At 67.5% G+C, this 21,134-nt stretch carries 20 protein-coding genes; 10 read left to right on the top strand and 10 right to left on the bottom strand.

Annotated elements, in window-relative coordinates:
• Nucleotides 1-3: 3 nt before the first annotated feature.
• From U5775_RS15630 to U5775_RS15600, 7 genes are all read right to left on the bottom strand, one after another.
• Entirely contained in the window at nucleotides 4-369 is a 366-nt protein-coding gene (locus U5775_RS15630) for a DUF4276 family protein (protein WP_322059014.1), read from the bottom strand.
• Nucleotides 369-1,493, bottom strand: coding sequence for an AAA family ATPase (locus U5775_RS15625; protein ID WP_322059013.1), 1,125 nt, complete (start codon nucleotides 1,491-1,493; stop codon nucleotides 369-371). The genes U5775_RS15630 and U5775_RS15625 overlap by 1 nt, the downstream gene beginning before the upstream one ends.
• Before the next feature lie 129 nt (nucleotides 1,494-1,622).
• Nucleotides 1,623-2,705, bottom strand: coding sequence for a homocysteine S-methyltransferase family protein (locus U5775_RS15620; RefSeq protein WP_322059012.1), 1,083 nt, complete (start codon nucleotides 2,703-2,705; stop codon nucleotides 1,623-1,625).
• Nucleotides 2,706-3,042: 337 nt separating this feature from the next.
• Nucleotides 3,043-3,300 carry a DUF3567 domain-containing protein gene (locus tag U5775_RS15615; protein WP_238467230.1) on the bottom strand — a complete coding sequence of 86 codons (258 nt, stop codon included), beginning with the start codon at nucleotides 3,298-3,300 and terminating at the stop codon, nucleotides 3,043-3,045.
• A gap of 163 nt (nucleotides 3,301-3,463) precedes the next feature.
• Complete coding sequence (locus U5775_RS15610) at nucleotides 3,464-4,300, bottom strand: alpha/beta fold hydrolase (protein WP_322059011.1); 837 nt, start codon at nucleotides 4,298-4,300, stop codon at nucleotides 3,464-3,466.
• Nucleotides 4,301-4,691: 391 nt separating this feature from the next.
• Nucleotides 4,692-6,224: a DUF3108 domain-containing protein gene (locus U5775_RS15605; protein WP_322059010.1), complete on the bottom strand. Its 1,533-nt coding sequence runs from the start codon at nucleotides 6,222-6,224 to the stop codon at nucleotides 4,692-4,694.
• Between the two features lie 97 nt (nucleotides 6,225-6,321).
• Nucleotides 6,322-7,248, bottom strand: a complete 927-nt coding sequence (locus tag U5775_RS15600) for an IclR family transcriptional regulator (protein WP_415913584.1) — start codon at nucleotides 7,246-7,248, stop codon at nucleotides 6,322-6,324.
• A 150-nt stretch (nucleotides 7,249-7,398) separates the two neighbouring features.
• Here U5775_RS15600 and U5775_RS15595 point away from each other — a divergent pair, with 150 nt between their 5' ends.
• The 7 genes from U5775_RS15595 (at nucleotide 7,399) to rfaE2 (ending at nucleotide 15,167) form a co-directional block, all read left to right on the top strand.
• Nucleotides 7,399-8,391: a fumarylacetoacetate hydrolase family protein gene (locus U5775_RS15595; RefSeq protein ID WP_322059008.1), complete on the top strand. Its 993-nt coding sequence runs from the start codon at nucleotides 7,399-7,401 to the stop codon at nucleotides 8,389-8,391.
• A gap of 347 nt (nucleotides 8,392-8,738) precedes the next feature.
• On the top strand, nucleotides 8,739-9,881 hold the full coding sequence (locus U5775_RS15590) for an ABC transporter substrate-binding protein (RefSeq protein WP_322059082.1): 1,143 nt from the start codon (nucleotides 8,739-8,741) through the stop codon (nucleotides 9,879-9,881).
• 57 nt (nucleotides 9,882-9,938) lie between these two features.
• Nucleotides 9,939-10,763, top strand: coding sequence for an enoyl-CoA hydratase/isomerase family protein (locus tag U5775_RS15585; protein WP_322059007.1), 825 nt, complete (start codon nucleotides 9,939-9,941; stop codon nucleotides 10,761-10,763).
• 253 nt (nucleotides 10,764-11,016) lie between these two features.
• Entirely contained in the window at nucleotides 11,017-11,754 is a 738-nt protein-coding gene (locus tag U5775_RS15580; RefSeq protein ID WP_322059006.1) for a PhaM family polyhydroxyalkanoate granule multifunctional regulatory protein, read from the top strand.
• 124 nt (nucleotides 11,755-11,878) lie between these two features.
• Nucleotides 11,879-13,096, top strand: coding sequence for a patatin-like phospholipase family protein (locus U5775_RS15575; RefSeq protein ID WP_322059005.1), 1,218 nt, complete (start codon nucleotides 11,879-11,881; stop codon nucleotides 13,094-13,096).
• 499 nt (nucleotides 13,097-13,595) lie between these two features.
• On the top strand, nucleotides 13,596-14,456 hold the full coding sequence (locus tag U5775_RS15570) for a ferritin-like domain-containing protein (protein ID WP_322059081.1): 861 nt from the start codon (nucleotides 13,596-13,598) through the stop codon (nucleotides 14,454-14,456).
• Nucleotides 14,457-14,681: 225 nt separating this feature from the next.
• Entirely contained in the window at nucleotides 14,682-15,167 is a 486-nt protein-coding gene (gene rfaE2, locus U5775_RS15565; RefSeq protein ID WP_322059004.1) for a D-glycero-beta-D-manno-heptose 1-phosphate adenylyltransferase, read from the top strand.
• A 70-nt stretch (nucleotides 15,168-15,237) separates the two neighbouring features.
• Here rfaE2 and U5775_RS15560 read toward each other — a convergent pair whose 3' ends face one another.
• From U5775_RS15560 to U5775_RS15550, 3 genes are all read right to left on the bottom strand, one after another.
• A complete protein-coding gene (locus tag U5775_RS15560) occupies nucleotides 15,238-15,477 on the bottom strand; it encodes a hypothetical protein (protein WP_322059003.1) in 240 nt (79 codons plus the stop codon).
• Between the two features lie 76 nt (nucleotides 15,478-15,553).
• Nucleotides 15,554-16,534, bottom strand: a complete 981-nt coding sequence (locus tag U5775_RS15555; RefSeq protein ID WP_322059002.1) for a type III pantothenate kinase — start codon at nucleotides 16,532-16,534, stop codon at nucleotides 15,554-15,556.
• Nucleotides 16,531-17,442 carry a biotin--[acetyl-CoA-carboxylase] ligase gene (locus tag U5775_RS15550; protein ID WP_322059001.1) on the bottom strand — a complete coding sequence of 304 codons (912 nt, stop codon included), beginning with the start codon at nucleotides 17,440-17,442 and terminating at the stop codon, nucleotides 16,531-16,533. Before U5775_RS15550 ends, U5775_RS15555 begins: the two co-directional genes overlap by 4 nt.
• Before the next feature lie 393 nt (nucleotides 17,443-17,835).
• On the opposite strand from U5775_RS15550, the gene U5775_RS15545 reads away from it, so the two are divergent.
• The 3 genes from U5775_RS15545 (at nucleotide 17,836) to U5775_RS15535 (ending at nucleotide 21,057) form a co-directional block, all read left to right on the top strand.
• The gene (locus U5775_RS15545) at nucleotides 17,836-18,957 is read left to right on the top strand and encodes an MlaE family ABC transporter permease (RefSeq protein ID WP_415913588.1); all 1,122 of its coding nucleotides are present in this window, start codon (nucleotides 17,836-17,838) and stop codon (nucleotides 18,955-18,957) included.
• A gap of 77 nt (nucleotides 18,958-19,034) precedes the next feature.
• On the top strand, nucleotides 19,035-19,916 hold the full coding sequence (locus U5775_RS15540; RefSeq protein ID WP_415913587.1) for an ABC transporter ATP-binding protein: 882 nt from the start codon (nucleotides 19,035-19,037) through the stop codon (nucleotides 19,914-19,916).
• A 175-nt stretch (nucleotides 19,917-20,091) separates the two neighbouring features.
• On the top strand, nucleotides 20,092-21,057 hold the full coding sequence (locus tag U5775_RS15535) for an MlaD family protein (RefSeq protein WP_322058999.1): 966 nt from the start codon (nucleotides 20,092-20,094) through the stop codon (nucleotides 21,055-21,057).
• Nucleotides 21,058-21,134 lie beyond the last annotated feature (77 nt).

The raw sequence follows: 21,134 nt of genomic DNA, 5'->3' as shown, positions 1-21,134 counted from the left end.
CGATCAAAGGGGTTGCAGGGCCGTCAGCTTGCGGATCCAGGCGCCAAAATGCGGGCAGGCGGCGCGCAGGGTGGCAAGGCCGATTCGTTTGGCGATGACGGGGCCGTGCCTTGTTTTCTGGTACGTCGGCGTGAGCAGGTTCGTCAGCCGCTTCGACGGCGCGGTGAACGGCGAGTCGTTGATATGCTCGGGCGTTTCGAAGTCGGCCCGAATGCGTTCGAGCTCATGTTCGAAGTCGATCCACTGAGGCGTGACTTCCCCGAATCTGCGCACGTCCGAGAATAGTAGTGCTTCAAACTCGGGAGCCAGTACCTCGCGAACGAAGACCTCCTCGGTCTGCCCCTCGCCCAGAATGACCAGATCGACCATTATGCGGGCCTCCCGCCGAGCACGTTCATTTCCCACAGTTCGCCGGGCGAGTAGTCGTTGAGCCACGTGTGGAGTTCTGCTTCGCTCAGGCGCCGGAAGGTCGATGCGTTGTCCTTTCGATCGACGACGATCACGTCTTCCGGCTCGAGGCAACTGAGCAACGGGGCCGATTGCGTTGCGACGATCAACTGCGTTTGCTCCGCAGCGAGCTTGAACAGGTCGGCGAGCACGTTGATCGCGAACGGATGCAGGCCGAGTTCCGGCTCGTCGAGCAGGACGACGGGCGGCATCAGTTCGGCGGGCTGTTGCAGGAGCGTGGCAAGACAGATGAACCGCAGCGTGCCGTCCGAGAGCACGTGAGCCTTGAACGGCGTGTCCGGGTCGCCTTTCTCGGTCCATTCGAGTTCGACGGTCGCGGGGTTGCCCTCGCGATAGACGAAGTCGTCGAAGAAGGGCGCAACAAGCCGGATGGAATCCACGATGGCGCGGTAGTAGCCATTGTGGTGTTCGCGCAGCATGCGCAGAAACGGTGCGAGATTGGACGCGTCGCTTTTCAGGCGCAGATTGTCATTCGTCGCGTGGACCTGCTTGACGAGCGCCGATTCGCTCGTGTCGTGGAAGTGGTAGACGCGCAGGCGATCGATCGGCGGAAGCATGGCGAGAAGACGTTCTTGCGTGCCGGGGTCGATGCCCCTTCCGGCCTCGCGCCATGTATCGAACATTTTTCCTGCATCGGGTATCCATGACTCCGAGGCGCCGCGATGGCCCGGGCCCGGGTCTACACCGAGGCCCACGAGCTCTGTATCGAATATGAGGCGATTGTCCGCCGTGGGTTCGAGCTCGAAGAAGTACGGGCCGGCATGCTGGCCGAAGCTCAACAGCCCTTCGATTCGCGACGTGCGCTTGCGCCCGTAATGCAGCAGCGCATCGGGGCCGCCTTGCTTCTGCACGTAGGCCTGAAGCCGCTGGCCATAGATCTCCGCCAGCATCCGGAAAAAGCCGATGAAGTTCGACTTTCCCGAGCCGTTCGCGCCGATCAGCACGTTCAGATCACGCAACTCGAACTCGCGCAAGTCGCGTATGGATTTGTATCCGGCGATCGTGAGTTTCGAGATGGCAATCATGTCTGGATTTCCGTCAACGGCGCGCAGCAAGGTCATTCTCCGCCAGCAATCATTACGCGCCTATTGTGTGCCTCGGGCGAAACCGGCGTCACCTGGCCGGACGGCCAGCGTCGCTGCCTGGCCTCGGCATCATGCAGCGTCGCGATACTGCCCGGGCCAGCGGCGCGGCTTGATTTCGGCGAGCGCCTTCGCGATCGCGGCGATATGCTCGGGCGTCGTGCCGCAGCAGCCGCCCGCGACGTTCACGAGGCCGGCCGAGGCGAATTCCTTGAGGAGCGCCGAGGTATCCGCCGGCGTTTCGTCGAAGCCGGTGTCGCTCATCGGGTTCGGCAGCCCCGCGTTCGGATAGCACGACACCCAGGTGTCGCACAGCTTCGCGAGCTCGGCGATGTACGGGCGCATGAGCGCCGCGCCTAGCGCGCAGTTCAGGCCGAACGTGAGCGGCTTCGCATGGCGCAGCGAATTCCAGAATGCCTCGACGGTCTGCCCCGAGAGAATGCGGCCCGAGGCGTCGGTGACGGTGCCCGAGATCATGATGGGCAGGTTCTCGCCCGAATCTTCGAACAACTGATCGAGTGCGAACAGCGCGGCCTTGGCGTTGAGCGTGTCGAAGATCGTCTCGACGAGGAACAGGTCGCAGCCGCCGTCCATGAGCGCCTTCGCCTGCTCGTAGTACGCGGCGCGCAGCTCTTCGAAGGTGACGTTGCGCGCGCCCGGATCGTTGACGTCGGGCGAGATGCTCGCGGTCTTCGGCGTCGGTCCGATGGCGCCCGCGACGAAGCGCGGCTTGTCCGGCGTCGAGTATTTGTCGCACGCGGCGCGCGCGAGCTTCGCCGATTCGAGGTTCATCTCGACGGCGAGCTCGCCCATGCCGTAGTCGTCCTGCGCCACCGTGGTCGCGCCGAACGTGTTGGTCTCGATGATGTCCGCGCCCGCGGCGAGATACTGCTCGTGGATCTCGCTGATGATCTGCGGCTGCGTGATCGAGAGCAGCTCGTTGTTGCCCTTGATGTCTCGCGGATAGTCCTTGAAGCGCTCGCCGCGGTAGGCGGCTTCATCGAGCTTGTAGCGCTGGATCATCGTGCCCATCGCGCCGTCGAGGATCAGGATGCGCGAAGCGAGCAGGGCGGGCAGCGCGGCGCCGCGCGTGTACGGGGTGGCCCCCGGGGCGGCCCCGATGGGGCGCGAAGCGTGTTCGGCAGGCTGGTTCATGGATGGCGGGCGGGCAAAAGCGCCGGTTGGACTGGGAAACCCATCATTGTAACGGCAGCCGGAGCGCTTCGCTGGCGCGCCGCTGGACCGTGCGATGGCCGTACAGCGGCAGCGCAACGCCAGCAATCGCGGCTGCGGACAGCCCCAAAAAAGAAAACCCCGCGCGGCTTGCGGCCGGACGGGGTTCCCTGAGTGGGGTGTTGCCTGTGTAGCGGTGAGGGCGCTGGGTGTTGTCTATGTATTACCTGAGCGTGTGCGCCGTCTGCTTGACTGCTCGCTGACCGCCGGCGTGAGCACTTCAATTGCAGTGTGTGCCGGACAGCATCAGTCGCGCGCGTCAATGAAGCACTACGGGTTGTTGCATGAGGCTGTCGAACTGTCCGAGGAATTCGTCCACCTCGTCCAGCGACTGCTCTTCGTCCATCAGCTTCTGCACGTCTTCGCGAAAACGTGCCGCCATCGCGCCGTCGATGAAGATTTCACGCCGCGCATTTTTATCGACGATCTCGTAGCCTCCCGAGCACATGGCGACGTGGCCATCCTGCGGGGGAAACTCGACGACGCAATAGTTGGGACTGTTGTAGATCATTTGCATGGCGACACTCCTTTTTCCTGTGCTCCCTCACTGCTTGTACCGATACATGGAGCGTTCGTTCTGGAATTCAAGGGGTGGGTCCCACATCACCTCTTTATCCGAATGCCTTCCCTATTAACGCTTTTCTCCTTCTTTTAAGGGTGCAACAAACCGGGTGCAACATTTAGACATACTGCCCAAGAAACGTTTCAAGCAGGGCTGCGAAACTGTGAGATTCTTCTACCGGGGCCAGATGCGCGGCATCGAGCAATTCATAGCGCGCGCCCGGTATCGCTTGCGCCAGTGCTTCCGTCAACGCAGGCGGCGTGCCGGTGTCATGGCGTCCGGCCACGGCGAGCGTGGGTACGCGCAACTGCGCGAGTCGTTCGTGAACGTCGAAATCGCGCAGCGCTTCGCATGCGCGTGCATAACCTTCTGCAGGCGTCCGTAATAAAACGTCACATATTTGTGCGGCCGTATCGCGATGTGTTAGACGAAAGCCGGCGGTCAGCCAGCGCGCGATCGTCGTATCGGCGAGCGCCGCGAGACCTTCGCTGCGAACCAGCGCGGCACGTTCGTTCCATGCCGCGCGTGCCTCGGGCGGCGTGCGGCTCGCGGTATCGCAGAGCGTGAGCGTACGTGCGCGTGAGTTCGTGCCCGTTGTTGGGTCTGTCGTGTCGGAGGTTGCATCGGGCATTGCATGGTCGAGCGCGAACTGCTGCGCGATCATGCCGCCCATCGACATGCCAACGAGATGGGTCGTTTCGATGCCTTGCGCGTCGAGCAGCGCGGCGAGATCGGCGGCGAGTTCGCGAAAGCCGAACGCGGCGCGCGAGACGGCGCTCGCTCCATGGCCGCGCACGTCGTAGCGCAGCACGCTATAGCGATGCCGGAAATGTCCCGCGAGGGTGTCCCACACGGTGAGGTCGCCGCCGAGCTGATGAATGAAGGTCAGCACGGGACCGCCGCTGCGGTCTTCGAAGACGTAGCGCGTATCGATGCCGTTGACAGTCGCTTGCATGCGTTCCTCCTTGACCTTCGGCTCGGGAGTTCAGGCGATTGCGAGTTCCTGCGTGAACGTCACTACCGTAGCGCAAATGGCGCGCCCGAAGGCTGCGCTGATGCGAGGGCGGCCACGTTCATGGCGCTATCCGTGTTGCATCGCGTGTTGCATCGTCATGTGCTGCCTGGCCGCCTGGGCGCGGTTGTCGTGTGTGGGGCGCGCGGGCGGATGCGTTCGAAGCTTTTCGTCAGTGGATTCGTAGGTTCGTGTTGGTCGACCTCGCGTGCATTCGATGCGGGGCGCTTCGATGATTTTCAGTATGCGCTATTTCACGCAAACGTGTGGACAGAACGGCCGGCATCGTCGCCCCGTGAGCGACTTTGTTGCGCGCTTGTGTGGGGCAGGCCGCTCAGGGGTGCATTGGCGCGTCGGCGGGAGGTGCTGGCGATGCGTCGGGCGTCGACGGTTGCGATGGCATTTGAGGTGCCGGTTGCGGTTCCGTTTGTGGCGCTGATGGCGGCGCCGACTGTGTCGCCGGCGGCGACGTGGGCGAAGGCGCCTCGGACGGTGACGGCGCCGGCGTCGTGGCGCCGTTCGCATCGGCCGGCGTCGCGTTCGTGGTGGCCGGTGCCGCTCCTTGCGGCGAGGGCGAGGACGTCGCGGCGCCCATCGGCGCCCCCTGCGTCGCTGCGCTCGCAGCATGATTCGTCGCATCGTTTGCCGCGCCGTTCGCGACACCGCTTTCCGCACCGCTCGCGCCCGGCGCGGCATCGCTCATATCGTTCGATGCCGTCGGCACGCTAAGCGCGCCGCGCCACAATAATTCGACCTGGGTGCCGTTCGGTTCGGTCTGCACGAGCCGCACCGGGAGCCAGCCGAGCGAGGGCGCGAGCCACACGTCGATGCGGCGCTTGTCGCCTTCGCGGCGCGGCAGCCGCATGAAGTGGCGCGCCGTCACGAAGCCGTGGTCCGTGCTCACCATTTCGTCGCCGATGGTGGTGATGGGCCAGGTCTCGCCGCTGTCGTTGTCGGCGACATAGAACTCGCGCGTAACGCCGGGCTTGTAGGCGTCGGGGTCGCCGCGCACGAGACTCGCGAGCTGCATCACCATGCTGAAGCGGTCCTGCGCGCCGTCGGGCAGCGCGAGCGAATTCGGCGTGCGCGTGAAAACGATCTGCTTCTCATTGCGGTTGAAGATCGTGAAGTCCGCGGGACGGCGGCCGCGCTGTTCGATGTACTGGTCCGGCGCGAGGCCGAACGCATCCACGTGGCCGCGGCTCGTCCAGCTGAATGTGCCGACGAAGGGCAGCGGTATCGACACCACCATCTCGTAGCGCTTGCCGTCACTCTTCCAGTGGATCGTGCCCGGCTGATTGCGCGCGCCGTTGAAGAACGTGTCGTACTGGAGCTCGCCCGAAGGCGGCACCGAGAATTTCACGCCATGCGAGGCCTGCTGGGCCTGCGCGGACGGATTGCTGCCGTTGCCTGGCGCGGCAGCCGCGCCGCTTGTTCCGGTCGCGCCGCTCGCGGTGGCTGCCGATGCGCTCTGCGGGGCCGCAGCCGATGCGGCCTGCGGTGCTTCAGGCGCGGCGGGCGCCTTCGGATGCGGCGCGGGCGGCGCGACGGCCTGCAGCGTGTGAGGCGCGCTCGGCGCGCGCTTCGGCCTCGCGGATGCCGCGGGCTTCGGCTTTGCCGGCGCGGGCGCGGCGGGCCGCGCCTGCTGCTCGATGCGCTCGGGCTTGAGCAGGGCCACCTGCACGGGCACGCGCACTGGCGCGAGCGGCGGCGGCGCGCCGTGATGGCGTTCGAACCATTCCGCCGCGAGCCAGTGCAGCGCGGTCACGGCGACGAACACGGCCACCCAGCGCCACGCGCGTGTGCGGCGGCGCGGCGGTGCGGGGCGGGCGCGATCGGCTTGACGGTCGGCGGCGGAAGTGGACATCGGGCTCAAAAAGGACTCAGGGCGCCAGCGCGTGGGATGCAGCTACTGTGACACGAGACGCGCATGGGCTGTAGAAAGCCTCGACCGTTGCAACCGGTCAGCGTTCAACGGGGCTGTACCCCAATTCATACGAAAGCTTCTGCGCACAGGCGCGCAGCGCGCAATCGACGGCGCCGTTCCAGGCGATATCGAACGCGCCTTCATGGCCGAGCGCGATGAGCCCGAGCGCGAGATCGCCCGTCGAGTCGAAGACCGGCGTGCAGAACGCGTGGATGGTCGGCAGCAACATGCCTTCCACGCGTGCCGCGCCATGCTCGCGGACCTCGGCGAGCGCGCGCTCGAGCTCCTCGGTCGAGCGCGGCGTCGCGCCCGATGAATAGTGCTGCGCGCTGCCGAGCTCGCGCTCGATCATCGGCCCGGTCTTGCTGCGCGGCAGGTAAGCGGCGAACAGCAGGCCCGTGGCGGAGCTGAGCATCGGCATGACGTCGCCGAGCTTGAGCGCGGCCTTGGCCGGATGGCTCGACTCCATCCAGTGGACGACGGTCGGCCCCTGGTTGCCCCATACGGCGATGCCCACGGTGATGTCGAGTGCGTCGCGCAACTCGGCGAGCGCGATGCGCGCGAGCTTCACGCCGTCCACGCGCGCGAGGCGCGCGAGCCCGAGCTGGAGCGCGAAGCCGCCCAGTTCGTAGCGGCCCGAGAGCGCATCCTGCGCGACCATGCCGAGGCGCATGAAGCTCACGAGGTAGCGGTGCGCCTTCGCCGGGCTCATGCCCGCGCGCTGGGCGAGATCGCGCAGCATCATCGCGCGCGGCTCGTTCGTCAGCACTTCGAGCAGCCGGAAGCCCACTTCGATCGACTGGATGCCCGAGCGCAGTTTCTCTTCGCCGGAGTCGGCGGAATCGGCGGCATCGTGGGATTCGTGGGCGTCGTCGAGGTCGGCGGGGTCCTCGGTGTCGCGGGCGGCGGACGTGGCCACGGTGGCCTGAGTAGCGGCAGGGCGGGCGGGTCGGGATGGCGGCATGAAGTCGTGCAGGTCCTGGCGTTCGAAAGTCGGCGTTCGGGGTTCGGCGTTCCTGGTTCGGTGGTCGGCGCCCGGCGCGTCGTCTCCTTGGGCCGCGCCGATTCACCATCGTAGAATACATTTCCTCTATCGTCATCCACGCCCCACTCCATGAAACTCGCCACGCTGAAGGACGGCACCCGCGACGGTCAGCTGATCGTCGTTTCCCGCGACCTGCGCAGCGCCGCCATTGCCGACGCCATCGCGCCCACGCTGCAGCGCGTGCTCGACGACTGGCGCTTCTACGCGCCGCAACTGCTCGATCTCTACGACACGCTCAACCATGGCCGCGCGCGCAACGCCTTCAGCTTCGACGCCAGCGCGTGCATGGCGCCGCTGCCGCGCGCCTACCAGTGGGCGGACGGCTCGTCCTATGTGAATCACGTCGAGCTCGTGCGGCGCGCGCGCGGCGCCGAGATGCCGCCCGAGTTCTGGACCGATCCGCTCATGTACCAGGGCGGCAGCGATGACTTCATCGGCCCGACCGACGACATCGTGTGCGCATCGGAGGCCTGGGGCATCGACTTCGAGGCCGAAGTCGCCGTGATCACCAGCGACGTGCCGATGGGCGCGAGCGCCGAGGACGCGCTCAAGGCGGTGCGGCTCGTCGCGCTCGTGAACGATGTCTCGCTGCGCAACCTCATTCCCGCCGAGCTCGCGAAGGGCTTCGGCTTCTTCCAGAGCAAGCCGGCCACCTCGTTCGCGCCCGTCGTCGTGACGCCCGACGAGCTCGGCGAGCACTGGCGCGAGGGGCGCGTGCATCTGCCGATGCTCGTGTACTGGAACGGCAAGAAAGTCGGCCAGCCCGATGCGGGCACCGACATGGTGTTCCACTTCGGCCAGTTGATCGCGCATGCCGCGAAGACGCGCAATCTGCGCGCGGGCGCGATCGTCGGGTCGGGCACGGTCTCGAACAAGGACGCGAAGCGCGGCTACTGCTGCATCGCCGAGAAGCGCTGCCTCGAGACGATCGAGCACGGCGAGGCCCGCACCGGGTTCATGAAGTTCGGCGACAGCGTGAAGATCGAGATGCTCGACGAAGCGGGCCACTCGATCTTCGGCGCGATCGATCAGGCCGTGGCGCCGGGCCCGAACGCTCAGTGACGCACGCGGTGATGAGCACGCTGGCGCAGCCGCGCGCGGCGCTGTCGTTCACTGCCATGTTCACGCTCACGCGGCCCTGACGACGCGAGGTCGCGAGTCTCCCGCTCTCAAGTATCCGAAAGGGTTTCGCCGGATGCCGCCCACGCTGCGTGCGGCTACACTGGCGAACGCGCGTGCGTGCCTCCCCGGGCGGCCTGTCTCGCGCAAGCGGCCCGCGCGTCATGCGCATTCATGAGGCACGGGCCGCATTCGAAGCCGTACGCAGAATACGCTCGACATACCAATCGACAGGAGACACCGTGAAGTCCTTCCGCCCACGCCGCTTTGCTTCCTCGCTCACCTCCCGGCTGGCCGCTCCGTGCGCGGCATTCGCCGGCCTTCTGGCGCCCACCTTCGCGCTCGCGCAGATCAAGATCGGCCTCGTGCTTTCGCTCACGGGCCCGGCCGCATCGCTCGGCATTCCGGCGCGCGACACCGCGGCCATGCTGCCCACGCAGATCGCCGGTCAGCAGGTCCAGTACATCGTGCTCGACGACGCCTCCGACACCACCCAGGCCGTGCAGGACACGAGAAAGCTGATCGACGAGCAGCACGTGGACGCCATCATCGGCTCGTCGATCACGCCGAACACGCTCGCGATGCTCGACGTGATCGCGCAGGGCGAGACGCCTACGATCTCGCTGGCGTCGTCGGCGAAAATCATCGAGCCCGTGGACGACAAGCGCCACTGGATGTTCAAGACGCCGCAGACCGACGCGATGATGGCGAGCGCGATCGCCGAGCACGCGGCCGCGCACAACGTGAAGACCATCGCCTATATCGGCCAGGCCGACGCGCTCGGCGAAGCCTTCTACGCCGAAGTCGCGAAGGCCGCGCAGGCGCGCGGCATCAAGATCGTCGCGAGCGAGCGCTTCAATCGCACCGATCCCAGCGTGACGGGCCAGGCGCTGAAGATCGTCGCCGCGAAGCCCGACGCCGTGGTGGTGGGCGCGGCCGGCACGCCCGCCGCGCTGCCGCCCAAGGCGCTCAAGGAGCGCGGCTACAAGGGCCTCATCTATCACAACCACGGCGTGGGCAACCGCGACTTCCTGCGCGTGTGCGGCGCCGACTGCAACGGCACCTTCCTGCCCGCGAGCCCCGTGCTCGTGGCCTCGCAACTGCCCGAGGGGGAGCCTGAGCGGCGCCTCGCGCTCGACTATATTTCGCGCTACGAAGCACGTTACGGCGCCGGGTCCGTGTCGGCGTTCGGCGCCTATACGTGGGACGCGGGCCTCCTGCTTGGCAGCGCGATTCCGGTTGCGCTCAAGTCGGCGGCGCCGGGCACCCCGGCGTTTCGTCACGCACTGCGCGACGCCATCGAGTCGACGCGCGAGCTGCACACCACCAACGGCATCGTCAACATGAGCGCCACCGACCACCTGGGACTCGACGCGCGTGCGCGCGTGATGGTCGAGATCCAGGACGGTAAATGGGTCTACCAGCCGCATTGATGCTGTGCCGATGTTTTGTCCAATGATCTGCAATCCGAAGCAATTGAGGAGCCGCCCATGAACGATCCGTTTTACGCCCACTATCAAGCCCTGCGCGTGCGGCGGCACGAGCACGGCATCGTCGAGATCGTGATGAGCGGCGAGGGCGCCAACAAGAGCAGCCTCGCCACCGCCGACGCGAACATGCACCGCGAGCTCGCCGAGATCTGGCGCGACGTGGACCGCGATCCCGACGCGCGCGTGGCCGTGATCCGCGGCGAGGGCAAGGGCTTTTCGGCGGGCGGCGACCTCGCGCTCGTCGAGGACATGGCCACGCACTTCGACGTGCGCGCGCGCGTCTGGCGCGAGGCGCGCGACCTCGTCTACAACGTGATCAACTGCGGCAAGCCCATCGTTTCGGCGATGCACGGTCCGGCGGTGGGCGCGGGGCTCGTGGCGGGCCTGCTCGCCGACATTTCCATCGCGGCGAAGTCGGCGCGCATCATCGACGGGCACACGCGCCTCGGCGTCGCGGCGGGCGATCACGCGGCGATCGTCTGGCCGCTCCTGTGCGGCATGGCGAAGGCGAAGTATTACCTGCTGCTGTGCGAGCCCGTGAGCGGCGAGGAGGCCGAGCGCATCGGCCTCGTCTCGCTCGCCGTGGACGAGAACGACCTGCTGCCCAAGGCGTTCGAAGTCGCGAAGCGTCTCGCGAACGGCTCGCAGACCGCGCTGCGCTGGACCAAGTACGCGCTCAACAACTGGCTGCGTCAGGCGGGGCCGAATTTCGATACGTCGCTGGCGCTCGAATTCATGGGCTTTGCCGGACCCGACGTGCACGAGGGCGTGAAGTCGCTGCGCGAGCGGCGCGCGCCGGAATTTCCGGGCGGCGATCCGTTCTGATGGGAGCGGGGCGGCGCGTGCTGCACGCGCGCCTGTGACCGCATGCGCGTGCCACCGTCTGTGATCGCCGGTGATCGCTCATGACCAACCTGCGCGGTATGATCGAAGCGTAATCATCTGCGCTTGCGCGCGGCCTGCGGCGGGACACGGCATGTCGCGGCGAGCCGCAAGCCACTCATCCTGGGCCCGCCCAAACCGGCTATCTATCCTGGCCGACCGGCGTGGCCGGCCAACCTTGCGAGGGAGAATCCGCATGACCGAATCAGCAGGCTCCGTGCCGCCGTTCCCGGGCTTTCCCGGCTTTCCGCCCGCCGAGATGCTCGACCGCATGTGGGGGATGATGCGCCTCACGCCCTTCGGCAGCGCATTCCCCGGCAGCGAGCCCGGTGCGGCGCAGGGACTCGGACCGTCGCTTTCGATGATGTCCGACATGATGACGCCGCTCACCAACATCGAGGAGCTCGATAAACGCATCACCGATCTGCGCGCCGTCGAGCAGTGGCTCAAGCTCAATCTGAGCATGCTGCAGTCGGCGATCCAGGCGCTCGAAGTGCAGCGCGCGACGCTTTCCACGCTGCGCGCGTTCGGCGCGTTCGCGCAGTCGCAGATGAGTCCGTCGAGTGCGCAGAGCGCACCGGAACCCGAGCCGAACCGCGCGCGCGCGCAGGCCGCCGAATCCGCGGGCGCGGCGGAAGCAGCCGGCGCCGATGCGGCAGGCGCGCCGCCGCCCGGCTTCGATGCCTCGGCGTGGTGGAATCTGCTGCAGTCGCAATTCAACCAGCTCGCGCAGTTCGCGATGGCCCAGCCCGCGGCGGCGGCCGAGGCGGCGCAGGCCGCCGCCGAAGCGGCCGTGCCGCGCGCGAAGCCGGCGGCCAAACGGAGTAGTGGCGGAAGCGGCGGCGGAAGTAGCGGCAGCGGTGGAAGCAGCGGCGGCGGCACGGGCAAGACGGCTGCGCGCGGCGCGAAGCGCCCGCCGGCGCAGCCCGAATAGGGTTGCGCTACCCGGCGCAACGAGTAGCGGTTAAAGGCGGCTAAGAGCTGTCAAAGGCGGTCGAAGTCAGGCCGCCGGAGGCAATCCGTCCCGCGGGACGAAGCAAACGGGGAGCGTCGGCATCATGCGGCTCGCGCTCGTGATGATGGGTGGCGGCGCACGCGCGGCCTACCAGGCCGGCGCGCTGCGCGCGCTCGCGGAACTCGCCGGGCAGGCCGAGCCGGCGCGGCGGGCGATGCCGTTCACGGTGATCTGCGGCACCTCGGCTGGCGCGATCAACGCCACCTCCATCGCCAGTCATGCCGATCACTTCCTGCACGGCGCACAGCGCCTCGTCGACATCTGGGCCAACCTGAGCGCCGGTCAGGTCTATCGGACCGACTTGCCCGGCGTCGCGGCGGCGGGCGCGCGCTGGCTCGCCGCGCTCGCGTTCGGCTGGGCCACCTTCGGTCTCGCGGCGCGGCGCACGCCGCGCACCTTGTTCGACAACGCGCCGCTGGCCCATTTTCTCGGCAGCACGCTCAATTTCCACCGCATCGAGCAGATGCTCGACGAGCGCCTGCTGCACGCGCTCGCGGTGACGGCGCTCAGCTATTCGTCGGGGCGGCATCTCACGTTCTATCAGGCGAGCGAGCCGATCAGCGCGTGGCGCCGCGCGCAGCGCACGGCGCGCATGGTCGAGCTCACGCCCGCGCATCTGCTCGCTTCGGCGGCGATTCCCTATGTGTTTCCCGCCGTGCGTCTCGCGCTCGACGGTCATCACGAATATTTCGGCGACGGCTCGATCCGGCAGATTGCGCCGCTCTCGCCGGCCATCCACTTCGGCGCGGAGCGCATCGTCGTGATCGGCGCCAGTGCGAGCGCGCCCGAGGTGCCGGCCGCGCGCCCCGACATCGACGTCTATCCGACGCTCGCGCAGATCGGTCAGCAGGTGCTCGCGAGCGTGTTTCTCGATGCGCTGGGCGCCGACATCGAGCGCATCGAGCACGTGAACCGCATGGTGCTGCACCTGCCGCACACGGTCGAGCCGGAAAGCGGCTGGCGTCACATCGACGTGCTCGCGATCGGGCCGAGCGAGCGCATCGAGCTGATCGCGGCACGCCACCTGCGGGAGTTGCCGCTCCCGGTGCGCACGCTGCTGGGCGCGGTGGGCGGCAATCGCGCGTCGGGCGCCGCGTTTGCGAGCTACCTGCTGTTCGAGAGCGCTTTTACCCAGGAGCTGATCGAGCTCGGTTACCGCGATACGCTCGCCCAGCGCGAAATTCTTTTGAGATGGCTCAAACAACCGTCGGACTTGCCCGATGACGTGGTGCAGGAGCACCCCGAGGCGCGCCGGAACTGAAAGATCGGCGTGCTATCATCGTGTAAGGTTTTTCTGATCTTTGTCAGTCGCGCGGCGGCTTCAAGTGTTTGAATGAGGCGGAGTGGCAGGCGAGGTGAAAATGCGACAATCTGTCGCAGCTCGATATGCCGATCGTCGGCATATTGTTAGCGGTTTGTCGGCTGCTCGCTGCAAGGGCCTTCGGGACCTTCGCGCCTCGCGTGAACGGGGCGGTGGGGCGGTCAGACGACGCGGGGCATCCCGCGAATTTTCCGGCAGCCGGATTCAAGGCACAGTAAGCACCCAGAATCCATCAGGCGCCCCCCAATACGGCATTGCAGATTGCCGCTCGGCAGGAAGTAATCTGTTTAGCGGGGGTGTAATTGCGTCCGGGCGGCCGGTTACCGCGTAAAATTAAATGTTTTCGCCTGTGCGCCGCGTAAAAACGTGAAAGCGACGCGCGCCGCGGGCAGCAGATACAAGTCGTCATGCGCAGAACAGGGGCGGGACTATGAACACGATGCTTTATCCGGAACTTTACAAATCGCTCGAATCGGTCCGATGGGATATGGAAAAGGATATCCCCTGGGACAAGTTCGACGCGTCGCTCCTCACCGACGAGCAGGCCGCGACCATCAAGATGAACGCGATCACCGAGTGGTCCGCGCTGCCGGCCACGGAGATGTTCCTGCGCGACAACCACCACGACAGCGACTTCTCCGCGTTCATGAGCGTGTGGTTCTTCGAGGAGCAGAAGCACTCGCTCGTGCTGATGGAGTACCTGCGCCGCTTCAAGCCCGAGCTCGTGCCCACCGAAGAAGAGCTGCACGCCGTGCGCTTCACGTTCGATCCGGCGCCGCCGCTCGAGACGCTGATGCTGCACTTCTGCGGCGAGATCCGCCTGAACCACTGGTATCGCCGCGCGGCCGAATGGCACACGGAGCCCGTCATCAAGGCGATCTACGAAACCATCTCGCGCGATGAGGCCCGCCACGGCGGCGCCTATCTGCGCTACATGAAGAAGGCGCTCAACAATTGCGGTGACGTCGCGCGCGCGGCGTTCGCGAAGATCGGCGTGCTGATGGCGTCGGCGCGCCGCACCGAAAAACCGCTGCACCCGACCAACCTGCACGTGAACCAGGCGTTGTTCCCGCGCGACACCGTGCAGTCGCGCCTGCCCGACCCGGAATGGCTCGAGCGCTGGCTTGACGAGCAAATCCGCTTCGACGACGGCTGGGAAAAGAAGGTGGTCGAGCGTATCCTGCACAACCTGTCGATCCTGTTCGAGCGCACGTTCAGCACGGCGCAGGAGCTCAACCGCTACCGCAAGGAAGTGGTGCAGCGCCTGCAGCGCGAACAGGGTACGCAGCAGCCGGCCTGACAGCCTGCCCCCGCTGGATATCGTTCATCGCGCGCCCGTCGCGGCGCGGTACGGCGAACCCGACGGCCCGGAGCGCTCACGCGTGACGGGCTGTTTTTTCGTCGGCGGTCCGGTCCGTTTCGTTTTCAATCGCGCGGCGCTCCGGGCGGCGTTCTTCGGACGTCGTCTTTGGGATGGCGCGCTTTAACCGGCGCCGTCAGCCGCGATCCATTCGAGCCCCATTCCATGCCCGCTTCCTTCGAACGCAAGATCACGACCCGCGAAGCCCTCGCGCAACGGCGCGCCTCGCTCACCGGCCCGGTGGTGTTCACCAACGGCGTCTTCGACATCCTGCATCGCGGCCACGTCACCTATCTCGCCGATGCGAAGGCGCTGGGCGCGACGCTGATCGTCGGCGTGAACAGCGACGCTTCGGTGAAGATGCTCGGCAAGGGCGACGATCGTCCGATCAATAACGAGAACGATCGCATGGCGCTGCTGGCGGCGCTGGAGAGCGTGGACTGGGTGGTGCGTTTCGAGGAGCGCACGCCGATCGAGCTGATCGAGGCCGTGCGTCCCGACATTCTCGTGAAGGGCGGCGACTACGACATGGATGCGCTGCCCGAGTCGGCGCTCGTGCGCAGCTGGGGCGGCCGCGCGCTCGCGATCGCCTTCGAGCACGACCGCTCGACCACGAAGCTGCTGCAGAAGGTGCGCGCGCAGCAGGGGTAAGCGCGCTTGCCGGCGAGGTACGCGGCGATCGATCGTCTGCTCACGCGCCGCGCCGGGGTTACTGCCGGAATCATTGCGTAAGCGCCGATGCCTGAATGGCCGGATCGGCCACCGGACCGCCTACGACCGGCACATCGACGGATTCCGATGGCTTGATCGGCCGCACCGTCAGTCCTTCGGGATGGATCTGCCGGTTCAGTTGCTTGTGGCTGCCCGTGCCCGTGAGGGGCGCGGGGCCGAACAGGCCGCGGATCGCCCCAAAGGCGAGCAGGTTGGCGAGAATCAGGATGGCGATCAGCCAGCGCAGCATCGTGTAAGACTCCGTCGATATCGTTCGTGAAGATGGCCGCCGCACCGGGCGGCAACGCACGCGCGCCCGCGCGCGCTCAGGATTGCGCCGCGATCAGCGCGAGGCCCGCGAGCACCAGGGCATCGTGGCGAGTATGCGGCACCTTCAGCGCCGCCGTCACTTCGGCGGCCGCGCCGCCGCTCACCACCAGCCGCACCGGCATTTTCCACGCGTCTTGCAAATCGGCCCACGCGCGCTCGATGAGCCCCGCCTGGGCGAGCGCGCAACCCGCCGAGATCGAGCACTTCGTGTCGGTTGCAAAGAGCGGGCCTGATTCCGATGACCGCGCCTCGGCCGATCCGGAAGCCGATCCCGCCGCTGTTCCGGCTGTCGTTCCCCCAGCCATTCCCGCCATTGATCCCGCGCCCGTCCCCGCGTTCCGCGCGCCCTGCGCCGCGCCGATCAAGCCGCGCGCGTTATGCGCGTCGAGCAGCGGCAACTGCGCCGTGTGCTCGCCGAGCGAGCGCATCATGAGCGTCCAGCCCGGCGCGATCAGGCCGCCCACGAAGGTGCCATCGGCGCGCAGCGCCTCCAGCGTCGTCGCGGTGCCGAAGGTGGCGATGAGAACCGGCTCGTCGGGAAACGCCGCGCGCGCGCCGATCATGCCGGCCCAGCGGTCGCTGCCGAGCGCGTCGGGTGTCGTATAGCCGTTCGTCACGCCGCATTGCTCGCGCATCGCGCGGATCACCGTGCGCGAGAGGCCCGGCCAGTGGGCGTCGAGCGCGGCGTCGATGCGCTGCGCCACGCCCGCGCCCGCGACGTTCGAGATCCAGGCGCTGCCGGGCACGGGCAGCGCCGACCAGTCGGCGAAGTCGCGCGCGGCGGGCACAGCAGGCGCGCCGGCACGCTCGGCGGCGCCTGGCGCCGCATTGCCCGGGGCTTCGTCGTGGCTCGACGCGCCGCCATGCAGGCGCACGCCGTCCGCGCTCACGAGCGCCCACTTGATCCGGCTATTGCCGGCGTCGATCAGCAGAAACGGGGGCGGGCAAGCGTGCTGCGCGCTGCTCGTGCCGCTCATGCGCCGTTGCCCGCGAGCCGCAGCGAGATATCGCCGGTCGTGACGGCCTCGCGGCCGCGCGCGGTATCGACGAGCAACTGGCCGCTCTCGTCCACGCCCACGGCCACGCCGCGCAACAGTTCGGCGCCTTGCTCGTACAGCGCGACCTCGCGGCCCGCATAGGCGTGGCACGCGTTCCAGCGTGCCTGGAACGGCGCAAAGCCCGCCGCGCCGAAGCGCTGCAGCGCGCTTTCGAGCGCGTTGAGCTCGGCGGCGAGGACGTCGGTGAGATTCGCGGCGGGCCACACGCGCGAGAGCGCGGTGGGCGCGGCGCCAGGCACGGGCGCGGCCTGCTGCGACGCCGGGTCGGCATTGAGCGCCGCGACCTTCGCGGTGAGCGCTTCGGGATGGCGCACGTTCGTGCCGATGCCGATCACCACGGCCGAGGCGTCCGGCGTGCTCCACGCTGTCTCGACGAGGATCCCCACCAGCTTGTCGCCTTCGAGCAGGATGTCGTTGGGCCACTTGAGCGCGATCTGGCCGGGCGCGGCCACGGGCAGGGTGCGCAGGCCGTCCACGAGCGCCGAGCCGATCGCGAGGCTCAGGCCGCCGAGTCCTTCGAGCGGACGCGGCAGCACGCAGGCGAGGGAGAACAGCAGCGCGTCGCCGGGCTGGGCGATCCAGCTACGCCCGCGCCGGCCACGGCCCGCCGTCTGCAGATAAGCGACGCGCACGATCGGACGCGCGAGGGCGTCGGCGCGATGCGGCAGCGCCTTGAGGCGCGCCATCAAGTCGGCGTTGGTCGAGCCGGTTTCCTCGACGATCTCGATCGGCCAGTCGTGCGCGGCCGGCCCGAACAGCGTGACTGCGCGGTCGCGGTCGATGCGCCAGTCGTCGGCGCCTGGGGTATCTGGGGTAGGGGTATTCATGTCTCGTATTGTAGTGGCTGCCGTAGTGGACGCCAGCCGCACCGACGGACGCCCATGCCTGCTTTTTTCGACGCGCTCACTGCAGCCGCGCCGGTGCGAAAGTCGTCCGGAATTTGCCCATTATTTAGGCAATTCACAGGCCACCCACAGGCGACCCACAGCTTATCCACGGAATCATCCACAGCTTCGCCTTGGCGACCCCTCCCCAGAGTCCGGGCAATCCACAGCGCGCCCACAGGCTGCCAACAGGTCATACACAGAATTGTCCACAGCGCGCCGAAGCGCGCGGCTTCGGCGAAGAAGTCGGTGCGCGTCCGGACCGCCGAAACGGGGCGCGTTCGTTACAATGATTGATCATTCGTCCCGCCCGAGCGCCCCGCCTTGAGTCAAGAGATGCCGCCCGGCCTCGAAATCGCGGCCGGCACCCATGGAAAGATCGTGCGCCTGTCCGGTCAATGGACCGCGCTGGCGCTCGCGCGCGACCGCGACAACGGCGGCGCGGCGCGGCGCCTGCGCGCGCTCGTGGGCGAGCGCATCGGCCAGTGGGACCTCTCGCGCGTCGAGCGCATGGACCACGTGGGCGGCCAGGCGCTCTGGCGCGTCTGGGGCCACAAGCTGCCCGCCGATCTGGTCGCGCTCTCCGACACGCAGCGCGACATCTTCGAGCGCATCGCGCTGCTCGATTCGGCGCGCGAGCCGGTCGAGCGCGTGGTGCGCACCGGCCCTGTCACGCGGCTCGGCCTCGCGATTTTTTCGTTCGGGGATCATCTGTACGGCGGGATTGCCATGCTCGGCCGCGTGGTGCTCGATCTGCTGCTCATCCTGCGCAAGCCGAAGGTCACGCCCTGGATCGAGATCTCCGCGAACATCTATAACGCCGGGACGCGCGCGCTGCCGATCACGGCGCTCGTCGCGTTTCTGATCGGCATCGTGCTCTCGTATTTGTCGGCGCAGCAGTTGCGGCTGTTCGGCGCGAACCAGTTCATCGTGAACATTCTCGGTCTCGCGGTGATCCGCGAGCTCGGGCCGGTGCTCTCGGCCATTCTGGTCGCGGGGCGCTCGGGCTCGGCCATCACCGCGCAGATCGGCGTGATGCGCGTGACCGAGGAGCTCGACGCCATGCGCGTAATGGGCATCTCGCACGGCTTGCGCCTGATCCTGCCGCGCGTGATCGCGCTGGGAATCGCCATGCCGCTGCTCGTGATGTGGACCGACATCATCGCGCTGCTCGGCGGCGCGCTCGCGGCCAAGGCCGTGCTCGGCATCGACGTCTCGTACTTCGTCCGCTCGCTGCCGAGCGTGGTGCCGGTCGCGAACCTGTGGATCGGGCTCGGCAAGGGCGTGGCATTCGGCATGCTGGTGGCGATCGTCGGCTGCCATTTCGGCTTTCGCATCAAGGCGAACTCGCAGAGCCTCGGCGAAGGCACGACCACCTCGGTCGTGACCTCCATCACCATCGTGATTCTGGCCGACGCCGTGTTTGCCATCCTGTTCCAGAACGTGGGGCTGTCATGAGTACGATGGGTACGACAGGCACAACGGGCACGACCGGCGCGCTGGCCCGGCCCGGCGCGATGACCACGACCGGCACCTTGACCACGCCGCTCAAGGAGGTGGCCGAGGACTTGCCGCTGCCCGCCATCGGCGAGCCCATCATCGAGGTGCGCAATCTCACCAAGCGCTATGGGCGCAACATCGTCCATCAGCATTTGAACCTCGACATCCGGCGCGGCGAGATCGTCACGATCGTGGGCGGCTCGGGGGCGGGCAAGACCACGCTCGTGCGCCAGATACTGGGCCTCGAGCGGCCCACTTCGGGCACCATCAAGCTGTTCGGCGAAGACATCGCGACGATCGATCCCGAGCGCGCGCGCCTCATGCGCACGCGCACGGGCATGCTGTTCCAGCATGGCGCGCTGTTCTCGTCGCTCTCGGTGTTCGACAACATCGCGCAGCCGGTGCGCGAGCTCGGCAAGGTGCCGGCGGACCTGCTGCGCGACGTCGTGATGCTCAAGCTCGAAATGGTCGGCCTGCCGTGCAAGCACGCTTCGAAGATGCCGGCCGCGCTCTCGGGCGGCATGGTCAAGCGCGTGGGCCTCGCGCGCGCGATCGTGCTGGAGCCGGAGCTGCTGTTTCTCGACGAGCCGACGGCCGGGCTCGACCCGCGCTCGTCGGACGAAGTGGTGGAGCTCATCAGCACGCTGCACCGCGCGCTCGGCCTCACCGTCGTGCTGATCACGCACGACCTCGACGCCATGGTCGCGCTCTCCACGCGTGTGGCCGTGCTCGCCGAGCGCAAGGTGCTGGTGGCTGCTCCCGTGGAGGAAGCCGCGTGCGTGGACGATCCGTTCATCCGCGAATATTTTCTTGGCATGCGCGGCCGGCGCGCGCTGCAGGCGCTGCCGCCCGAGCGGCGCGCGAAGCTGCCGCCGGCGGCGCTCGCGCCGGCTTCGGTGGGTGCGAAGCTGTGTTGAAGCGCGCCACGCGAGGCTGCAATCGCGCGCGTGAGCGGCGCGCCGGTGCGCTTTGGGGTGCGCTGCTGGGTGTGCTTCCAGTCGCGCATCGAGTCGCGCTTCTGACTGCGTTTCCGGTCGCGCACCTGAGCGAGTATCTGGCCGCGTTCGTGATCGCCAACGAGGGAATCTGACGATGGAAAACAAACCGCATGCGTTCTGGGCGGGCGCCTTTACGCTCGGTCTGCTGGCCGTGATCGCCTTTGCGGTCGTCTTCTTCAGCGCCGACCACACCGTGCGCGTGCCGTACGACCTCATTTCGCGCAGCAACGTGACGGGGCTCTATCCCGACGCCGCCGTGCGCTATCGCGGGCTCGACGTCGGCAAGGTGCAGTCCATCAAGTTCGATCCGAGCCATCCGGGGCAGATCCGCATCCGCGTGCTGGTCGACCAGAAGGCGCCGATGACGCGCTCCACCTTCGGCACGCTCGCGCTCCAGGGCGTGACGGGCATTGCGTTCGTGCAGCTCGACGACAATGGGCTCGATCTTTCGCCGCTGCCTTCGTCGGAGAAGCACGTGGCCGAGATCCCGCTGCGCCCGGGCCTGCTCGACCAGCTCCAGCGGCGCGGCGACGCGCTCCTGCGCAAGCTCGACAACATCGCCGGCGACGTCGACCAGCTGCTGAGCGAAGAGAATCGCAAGCAGATCATGGCGACCGTCACGAGCCTGCAGCAGGCCGCGAGCAGCGTGAACGCGCTCGCCGTGCAACTGCAGCCGACCACGCAGCGCCTGCCGGGCGCGGTCGCCGACCTGCGAAAGACGCTGCAATCGACCAATCGGCTGATCACGAGCATGAACCGCCCGGACGGCCCGTTCCAGGTCAATCTGAACAAGGCCGGCACCGCCGCGGCCCAGGCGGGAGAGGCGCTGAGCTCGATCGATGCGTCGATCCAGGAGCTCTCGGCGCGCGTGGGCTACGACACGCTGCCGCGCGTGAACTCGCTGACCGACGACGTGCGCTCGGCGATGCGCTCCGTGGACCGCGCGGCGGGCACCTTCACCACGAGTCCGAACAGCCTGCTGTTCGGCGGCGCGCCGCTGCCCGCGCCGGGGCCGGGCGAGCCGGGCTTTGTCTGGCCCGCAGGCGGGGGCGGGAAATAGGGGACGCGCGGCGCGAACCGGAGCGCCGCGGCGCTGTCGGAATACGTTCGACGTAGCCGGACCTGGAGCGCCTTGGG

The sequence above is a fragment of the Paraburkholderia sp. J63 genome, from assembly GCF_905220245.1.
GTDB lineage: Bacteria > Pseudomonadota > Gammaproteobacteria > Burkholderiales > Burkholderiaceae > Paraburkholderia.
The sequence above is the reverse complement of the archived record's forward strand: the minus strand, read 5'-3'. Positions and strand labels throughout refer to the sequence as shown.

What these genes read in the sequence shown, in the direction of transcription:
- U5775_RS15630 (WP_322059014.1), bottom strand. Translation starts at nt 369, where the DNA reads ATGGTCGATCTGGTCATTCTGGGCGAGGGGCAGACCGAGGAGGTCTTC.
- U5775_RS15625 (WP_322059013.1), bottom strand. Translation starts at nt 1,493, where the DNA reads ATGATTGCCATCTCGAAACTCACGATCGCCGGATACAAATCCATACGC.
- U5775_RS15620 (WP_322059012.1), bottom strand. Translation starts at nt 2,705, where the DNA reads ATGAACCAGCCTGCCGAACACGCTTCGCGCCCCATCGGGGCCGCCCCG.
- U5775_RS15615 (WP_238467230.1), bottom strand. Translation starts at nt 3,300, where the DNA reads ATGCAAATGATCTACAACAGTCCCAACTATTGCGTCGTCGAGTTTCCC.
- U5775_RS15610 (WP_322059011.1), bottom strand. Translation starts at nt 4,300, where the DNA reads ATGCAAGCGACTGTCAACGGCATCGATACGCGCTACGTCTTCGAAGAC.
- U5775_RS15605 (WP_322059010.1), bottom strand. Translation starts at nt 6,224, where the DNA reads ATGTCCACTTCCGCCGCCGACCGTCAAGCCGATCGCGCCCGCCCCGCA.
- U5775_RS15600 (WP_415913584.1), bottom strand. Translation starts at nt 7,248, where the DNA reads ATGCCGCCATCCCGACCCGCCCGCCCTGCCGCTACTCAGGCCACCGTG.
- U5775_RS15595 (WP_322059008.1), top strand. Translation starts at nt 7,399, where the DNA reads ATGAAACTCGCCACGCTGAAGGACGGCACCCGCGACGGTCAGCTGATC.
- U5775_RS15585 (WP_322059007.1), top strand. Translation starts at nt 9,939, where the DNA reads ATGAACGATCCGTTTTACGCCCACTATCAAGCCCTGCGCGTGCGGCGG.
- U5775_RS15580 (WP_322059006.1), top strand. Translation starts at nt 11,017, where the DNA reads ATGACCGAATCAGCAGGCTCCGTGCCGCCGTTCCCGGGCTTTCCCGGC.
- U5775_RS15575 (WP_322059005.1), top strand. Translation starts at nt 11,879, where the DNA reads ATGCGGCTCGCGCTCGTGATGATGGGTGGCGGCGCACGCGCGGCCTAC.
- U5775_RS15570 (WP_322059081.1), top strand. Translation starts at nt 13,596, where the DNA reads ATGCTTTATCCGGAACTTTACAAATCGCTCGAATCGGTCCGATGGGAT.
- rfaE2 (WP_322059004.1), top strand. Translation starts at nt 14,682, where the DNA reads ATGCCCGCTTCCTTCGAACGCAAGATCACGACCCGCGAAGCCCTCGCG.
- U5775_RS15560 (WP_322059003.1), bottom strand. Translation starts at nt 15,477, where the DNA reads ATGCTGCGCTGGCTGATCGCCATCCTGATTCTCGCCAACCTGCTCGCC.
- U5775_RS15555 (WP_322059002.1), bottom strand. Translation starts at nt 16,534, where the DNA reads ATGAGCGGCACGAGCAGCGCGCAGCACGCTTGCCCGCCCCCGTTTCTG.
- U5775_RS15550 (WP_322059001.1), bottom strand. Translation starts at nt 17,442, where the DNA reads ATGAATACCCCTACCCCAGATACCCCAGGCGCCGACGACTGGCGCATC.
- U5775_RS15545 (WP_415913588.1), top strand. Translation starts at nt 17,836, where the DNA reads ATGCCGCCCGGCCTCGAAATCGCGGCCGGCACCCATGGAAAGATCGTG.
- U5775_RS15535 (WP_322058999.1), top strand. Translation starts at nt 20,092, where the DNA reads ATGGAAAACAAACCGCATGCGTTCTGGGCGGGCGCCTTTACGCTCGGT.